The organism is Hymenobacter sp. (assembly GCF_031398885.1).
Taxonomy (GTDB): domain Bacteria; phylum Bacteroidota; class Bacteroidia; order Cytophagales; family Hymenobacteraceae; genus Hymenobacter.
In genome coordinates this window covers 115352-121514 of record NZ_JANNOD010000091.1, presented here as the reverse complement: position 1 = coordinate 121514, position 6163 = coordinate 115352, and the positions used below count along the sequence as shown (strand labels likewise).

The 6163-nt window shown below is 64.7% G+C and carries 4 protein-coding genes; all 4 read right to left on the bottom strand.

Features of this window, described 5'->3' with window-relative positions:
* Positions 1-316: 316 nt before the first annotated feature.
* Complete coding sequence (locus tag RMO51_RS17480) at positions 317-2914, bottom strand: DUF5686 and carboxypeptidase regulatory-like domain-containing protein (protein WP_310396780.1); 2598 nt, start codon at positions 2912-2914, stop codon at positions 317-319.
* A 233-nt stretch (positions 2915-3147) separates the two neighbouring features.
* Positions 3148-4098, bottom strand: coding sequence for a ferritin-like domain-containing protein (locus RMO51_RS17475; RefSeq protein ID WP_310396778.1), 951 nt, complete (start codon positions 4096-4098; stop codon positions 3148-3150).
* Between the two features lie 46 nt (positions 4099-4144).
* Entirely contained in the window at positions 4145-4909 is a 765-nt protein-coding gene (locus RMO51_RS17470) for a ferritin-like domain-containing protein (protein ID WP_310396776.1), read from the bottom strand.
* 251 nt (positions 4910-5160) lie between these two features.
* Entirely contained in the window at positions 5161-6078 is a 918-nt protein-coding gene (locus RMO51_RS17465; RefSeq protein ID WP_310396775.1) for a DMT family transporter, read from the bottom strand.
* Between the last annotated feature and the right edge of the window lie 85 nt (positions 6079-6163).

The following is a 6163-nucleotide window of genomic DNA, read 5'->3' as shown; positions in this document are numbered from 1 at the left end:
CCTCCCCCGCGGTGTGGGTACCCAAACCAAACCAAACTTTACCTGTCGGCTGCCTCCCCTCCCCGCGGGAGTGGGGCCGGGGGTGAGGTTTGCGGGGCCGGACGTACGCTTAATTCATGCGCGACTACTTGCAAGGCTATTTGCGGGCAAGGATGCTCCCGCAAAGTAGGACCAACTGGGGCGCGAAGGGCGGCGAAAAACGTGGCCCTCAGAAACAAAGCGCCGGGCCACCAGCAACCGGAGCGCGGCGGAACGCTCGTGCGCTGCCGGTTAGTAGTCAATCCAGCTGGCCCTCTCCCGCAGGCAGGCTAAAAGCCTAGAATCCGAAGCCCAGTCGCAGGCCCGTACCCACCCGCTCGCCACTTTGCAGGGCGCCGTAGAAGTCTACGCGCACCACTTTGAGGATGTGCTCGATGCCGACGCCCAGCTCCACGTAGTGGCCCACCCGAGCGGTTCGCAGGTAATTCAGCGAGGCTACTTCCTGCCACTTCAGCTTGCGCAGCAGCGGAATATTGTTGAGGAAGAAGCCGTTGAAGTGGTGGTCGTAGTGGGCTTCGAGGTAGGTGTTGTTGGTGCTGAAGCGGTAGTAATCCAGCAGCTGGAAGTTGCTGAAGCTGCCCGTCAGGATGGTTTGGTTGCCGGAAAAGTGGCGGTAGTCGGCGAAGGTCATCCCCTGCTGCCGGCCCACGAAGCCGCCGACGTTGACGCGGAAGTTGCTGGTGCCCAGCAAGCCCAGCGGCAGGTTGTCGCGCACGCCGGCTTGCAGCAGCAGGTAGCGCACGTCGGCCCCCAGCACGTCGGGCACGGCCAGGCGGCCCTGCACGTTGAAGGTGGGCCACTTCGAGCCGAGGTTGAACTTGCCGTCGGGCCGGCTGATGTAGCGCTGCCCGGGCCGGTAGTCGAGCGACAGGCCCACGGTCAGCACCTGACTGCGGCCAAAGCCGGTGCCCCCGGGCAGCTCCTCGCTCACCGGCTGGTTAGCGGTAAAGGCCCGGCCGGGCACGTCGCGCATGAGCTCAACGGTGGTGTTGGCTAGCTCGCGGCGGTCGAAGTAGCCGGCGGCAGCGCGCAGGTTCAGCCCGTTGACGGGCTCGGTGAGGTAGGTGACCTCGGCCCCGTCGCGGCGGTACAGCTTGGCGTAGTTGCGGTTGGCGTACAGCGTATAAATCGTGTTGATGGCCGGCGTGAGCTGCGAGTTGCGGTCGAAGTTCTCGATGGTGCGGCCCGCTGCCACGCTGATTTGCTGGAGCTTGGCCGGGTGCAGCTGCCAGGTGGCGGCCAGGCTGGGGTTTAGCTCCTCGCTGCTAAAGCCGTAGCGCAGCGTGGGCGTGAGGGTGAAGAACTGACGGGTTTCGGTGCGCTGGCTGAACGTGGCCTGGGCGTTGAGCACGGCGCCCTCCACGGTGTTGTACTGAAAAATCTGGGCCACGGGTAGCACCGTCACCGAGCGTTTGCGGAAGGTGTTGAGGTAGGTGTAGCCGCCCAGCAGCAAGTTGATGGGCTCGAACTTGTTGCGCTTGCGGTCCATCGAGTCCTGGTAGGGGCGCGAGCGGCGGATGACCTCCGAGCTGTCCTTCACGCGGTAGTCCTTGAGCTCCTCGGCCGTGAGCGGCACCGGGCGCACGGCGTCCCAGTACGACGAGTCGCGCTCGTTCACGCCTTTTTCCACCAGCTGCACCTGGCCGCGCGGCATCTGGGCGAAAGGGTCGGCTTTGACGGAGTCGCGCTGGGCGCGCTTCACCTGCTTGCGCACCTGGGCGTTGAGGCCGCGCAGGTCGGGCTTGCGCTTGCGGATTTGGGCGGCGGTTTCCTGGCCGGCGGGGGCGTCGTCCCGGGCCTCGGGCACCACGGGCGGGGCCTTGGCAGTGGGCGGCGCGGGGTAGGTGGGCACCACGTTGGCGTAGTTCGACAGCACGGCCGTGATGTAGCCCGAGCCCTTGAAACCCAGACCTGAGAGGTTGGCGCGCACCTGCTGCGACTGGATGAGCCACACGTTGGGGTTGCCCGGCGCGGGGGCGTACTGCTGGGCAATGTGCAGGTCGTCAACGTAGTCAATCTGGGCGTCCTTGTCCAGGTTGAGGTCCACGGAGTGAATGCGCCAGGAGGCATCCACGATGTAGATGAAGCCCGAAAAGACGGGGTCGGTGCGGCGGCGCGGAATCACCCGGATTTTGTGCACCACCTCGCCGCCCCGCGGGGTGCTGCCCACCAGCTCGTACTTGTAGAAGAGCATGGCGTTGGCCGCGATGGGCGACACGAAGCCGCGCTCCGAAAAGGCCGGCTTTATGAGGTTTTCGTAGAAGCCCAGGTTGCGCCCCGCGCTGGCCCGGTTGAAGCTGATGCCCCGCGAGTCGCCGCTTATGCGGCTCGATAACATGCGTTCCTTGATGGTGTTGGGCTGGGTGAAGCTGATGTCGGACAGGCTCTCGGAGAGGTAGAAAATGCCGGGCTTGATGTCGGGCCCCAGCTTGAATAGGCCCAGCACCTTGCCCGGCGTCTCGTTGATGCGGCCCAGGGCTTTGATGTAAATGCGGGCCCGGTAGGCGGCCACCTCGCGCCGGTGGTAGGCCCGCCACTGCTGGGCCTGCTGGATGATGGCGTAGGCCGGGTCGCGGTCGGTGGACTTCACCACCACCTCGCCCAGGTTGTAGGCCTCGGGCTGCAGGGCCACGTTCACGGTCAGCACCGAGTCGCCACCCAGCACGCGCACCGCCTGGATTTGCGGCCGGTAGCCCACGTACTGAAACACCAGCTCGTATGCTCCCGCCGGCAGCCGCAACTGGTATTCCCCTTGCTCGTTGGAACCCGTGCTGGTGGCCGAGCCGCGCACCGCCACGTTGGCAAACGCCAGCCCGGCCTTGTCGGCCCCGCTCACCGTGCCCCGGATGATGCCGGCGTGGCTGCGCCCAGGCAACCCGCTTAATACTAGCAAAACGGCGAACAGGCGCAACGTATTCAATGACATAAAAACGGCAAGGGGCAGAAACGAAAGGCCCGACCAAATTACAACCTCCCCCAACTGATGCCGGTTCGGGCCGAATGGTTGTTCCCTAACCGCGGAGACGTTCAACTGGCGCGGAAGCTTTGGCCCCAGCAAAAAAGGCAGCCACCGGGGCTGCCTTTTTTGCTGAAGAATTCAGAACCACCTCAGTTGAACAGCACCGCCGGGTTGGCCGCGAAGTTTTTGGCAATGGCCTTCACCGTGGCCGCGTCAAGCGGCTCATCGAAGGCCTCGGCGCCGGCCGTAGCCGAGCCACCGCTGGGCACCAGCGTCTGCACGTTCACGCCGGGGGCGGCGCCCTGGGTGACGTTGTTTTCGGCGGGGAACGTGGCAGTGGGCACGCCGGAGCTGTAGGGGCTCACCGTGGGCGCGGTGCCGGGCACGCCGTTGTTGGGCAGCGGGCGGGCACCGGGCGTCTCGTCGGGCGTAATCCAGCTTTTGGGCGCGGTGGTGGTGCTTTGAATGCCGCCGCGGCGGAACAGGCGGATGCGCGAGGAGTGCCGGGCTTCCACGGAGTGGATGTTGAGAGCCACTTCTAGGATGTCCTTCACGCTGATGAGGTTGGCGGCGCCGCCCTTGTAGGCGCGCACTCCGGTGTCGACGAAGTTCTGGGCCACGGTCAGGAACTCGGCATTGTTGGTGAACACGGGCCCGAGCGAAGGAAACAGCGGCGTCCGGCGTCCGGTCTGCGAGCCGGTGTAGTCGAAGCCCGCGCGGGTGGGGTCGGTGATGGCGGCCGCGCCCAAAGGGCCCCGTAGCGTGTTGATGTGCAGTTGCTCGTCGTTGCGAATAATCTCAAACGCCCGGGTCTGTTCGGGGTTGAGGAAGCCGGGCGACTTCAGGGCGGTGTCGTAGTAATAAAATTCGAGGTATTCCAGTTGCAAGGCCAGGTTGAGGGTGTCGACCACGGGTTGGGTCAGCGCGGTCTGCCCGTACGCCTTGTTGAAGAGCGTGCTCACGGCCAGGGGAATGGCCGCGGCCGATACTTTCTTGCCAAAGCCCAGGAAGTTGCGGAACGCGGCGCGGCGCGAGTCGAATCGGTCGTAGACCTCGGGGTCAACCTTGGCGATGTCGTTGATAATTTGATAAAAATCCATGATGCGAAATGATGCGAAGTGGAAAGGGAGGGGCTTCGGACGGGCTCTAGGCGAAGCTGGTGGCCCTGAGCTTGGAGTCAGCCGCCAGGTAGCGGTTGACCGTTTCGAGCACCACCGGCGGGCGCTTCGAGCGCTCGGTGCCCGTGGGGTTCGCGCCGGAAAGCACCACCACGTCGTCGGACACGAAGCTGTTGGGCGTCATCAGCTCGCGGATAAGCGCCGCGTGCCGGGCTTCGACCGACACGATTTTGCCCGCCAGGGTGAGGTAGCTCACGTCGGTGATGAAGCGGCCGGCGCCGTTGTAAGCAGCCACGCCCAGGTCCTCAAACGCCATGGCGGCCTGGAGCACGCCCGGTTTGGCCGCGCCCGCGGCCGCGATACCCACCGTAAAATCAATGGTGCTGAAATCGGGGGTGAGGTCTTTGAGCCGTTGGGCAACGGGGATGGCCGCTTTAAAAAAGTCGCGGTGAATGACTTCGTGGTCGCGCAGGTCTCTGAAAATGGCTTTTACCTCTTCCCTGGCACCGGCAAAATAGGACCCCACCGCGCCGCTAACTACTTGGGTATAGAACGCGGCTTCGAGCTGCTCCAGCGCGTAGGCGTAGTTCAGAATGCCGATGTCGCCGGAGCCCACGTCGAGGAGGCCGGCGCTGGGGTCGTCCTCGTCGTCGGAGCAGCCGGCCAGCCAGAGGCCGCCGGCCGCCAGGCCCGCTCCCGTGTAGCGCAGGAAAGAACGGCGCGCCACCGGGCTGGCCAGGCCGGGGCCGGAATCAGCAGCCGGAGCCACCGGAATAGGTTGGGGGTTGTGCATAAAAACGGAAGGGGATGAGTGGGAAAAACTTTCGCTTCCTACGCCCGCACCTCTTCCTTTGATTTCCCAATCGCTGAAAATGGGTATAAACCCGGAGCAATCTAAGAACCTATCCGAAAAACAAATTGAACGTCATGCTGAGCTTGCCGAAGCATGACGGGATTTTAGCAGCGAAAGTATTTTTCGGATGGGGTCTAAGCAGATACCCTGATGCCGCCTGCGTAAGCAATTAACGAAAAACCGTTTACGGCTCAGGCTACTACTTCCCCGGCCGGCGGCAGGGCGGCGGCGCGGGCGTCCACGCGGGTGGTGTACCAGGCGTTTAAGCCCACGCCCAGCAGCACCAGCGCCATGCCACCGTAGGCCAGCGGCCCGAAGGTTTCGGCGAAGAACCAGTAGCCCAGCCCCAGGGCGTAGAACATGCCCAGGTAATTGAGCGGGGCCACCCGGCTGAGGCGCTCCAGTTGGTAGGCGCGGGTCATGGTCAGCTGCGCGCCCTGGGTGAAGGCGCCGCAGGCCAGCAGCCAGAGCCAGTCGGTGCCCCGCGGCGTTTGCCAGTCGAACAGGCAGGCCACGGCGGCCAGCGGCAACGAAATCAGCGGGAGGTAGAACACGATGACCAGCGGATGCTCGCGCCCGCGCAGCCGCCGGATGGCGTTGTAGCTCAGCCCCGACACCAGCGCGCCGAGCACCCCGATGGCCAAAAACGCCAGCCCCGCGCCCGCCGGCCCGGCCGCTGTGCCGCCGGCCGGGCCGCCCTGCTGCACCAGCAGCACCCCGCCGAAGCTCAGCCCGAAAAACACCCACTGCCAGCCGCGCACCGGCTCGCGCACCAGCCAGACGCCCAGCACCGCCGTGAAAATGGGGGCCAGGTACTGCACCGTGACGGCCGTGGCCAGCGGCAAGTGGTGCAGCGATACGAAGTAGCAAGCGAGGGCCAGAGCCCCGGTGCTGCCCCGGCTGATGAGCAAACGGTGATTATTGCCAAACGGGGCCACGCCCAGCCGCCGCAGGGCCGCGTAGCTGGCCCCGATGGAGAAAATGGAGCGAAAGAAAATGATTTCCAGCGCCGGTAGGTGGTGCAGCTGCTTCACGCAGGCGTACATGCCCGCGAAGAGCACGGTGCTCAGCAGCATCTGGCGGACGCCGGGGGGTACTTCAATTTTCAATTAACAGTGAGCAATGAGCAGTGAGAGAAATCTGTGCGCAATATTGGCCCACTCGTGCGGTACAGGCAACGAAGATGCCCGGGCA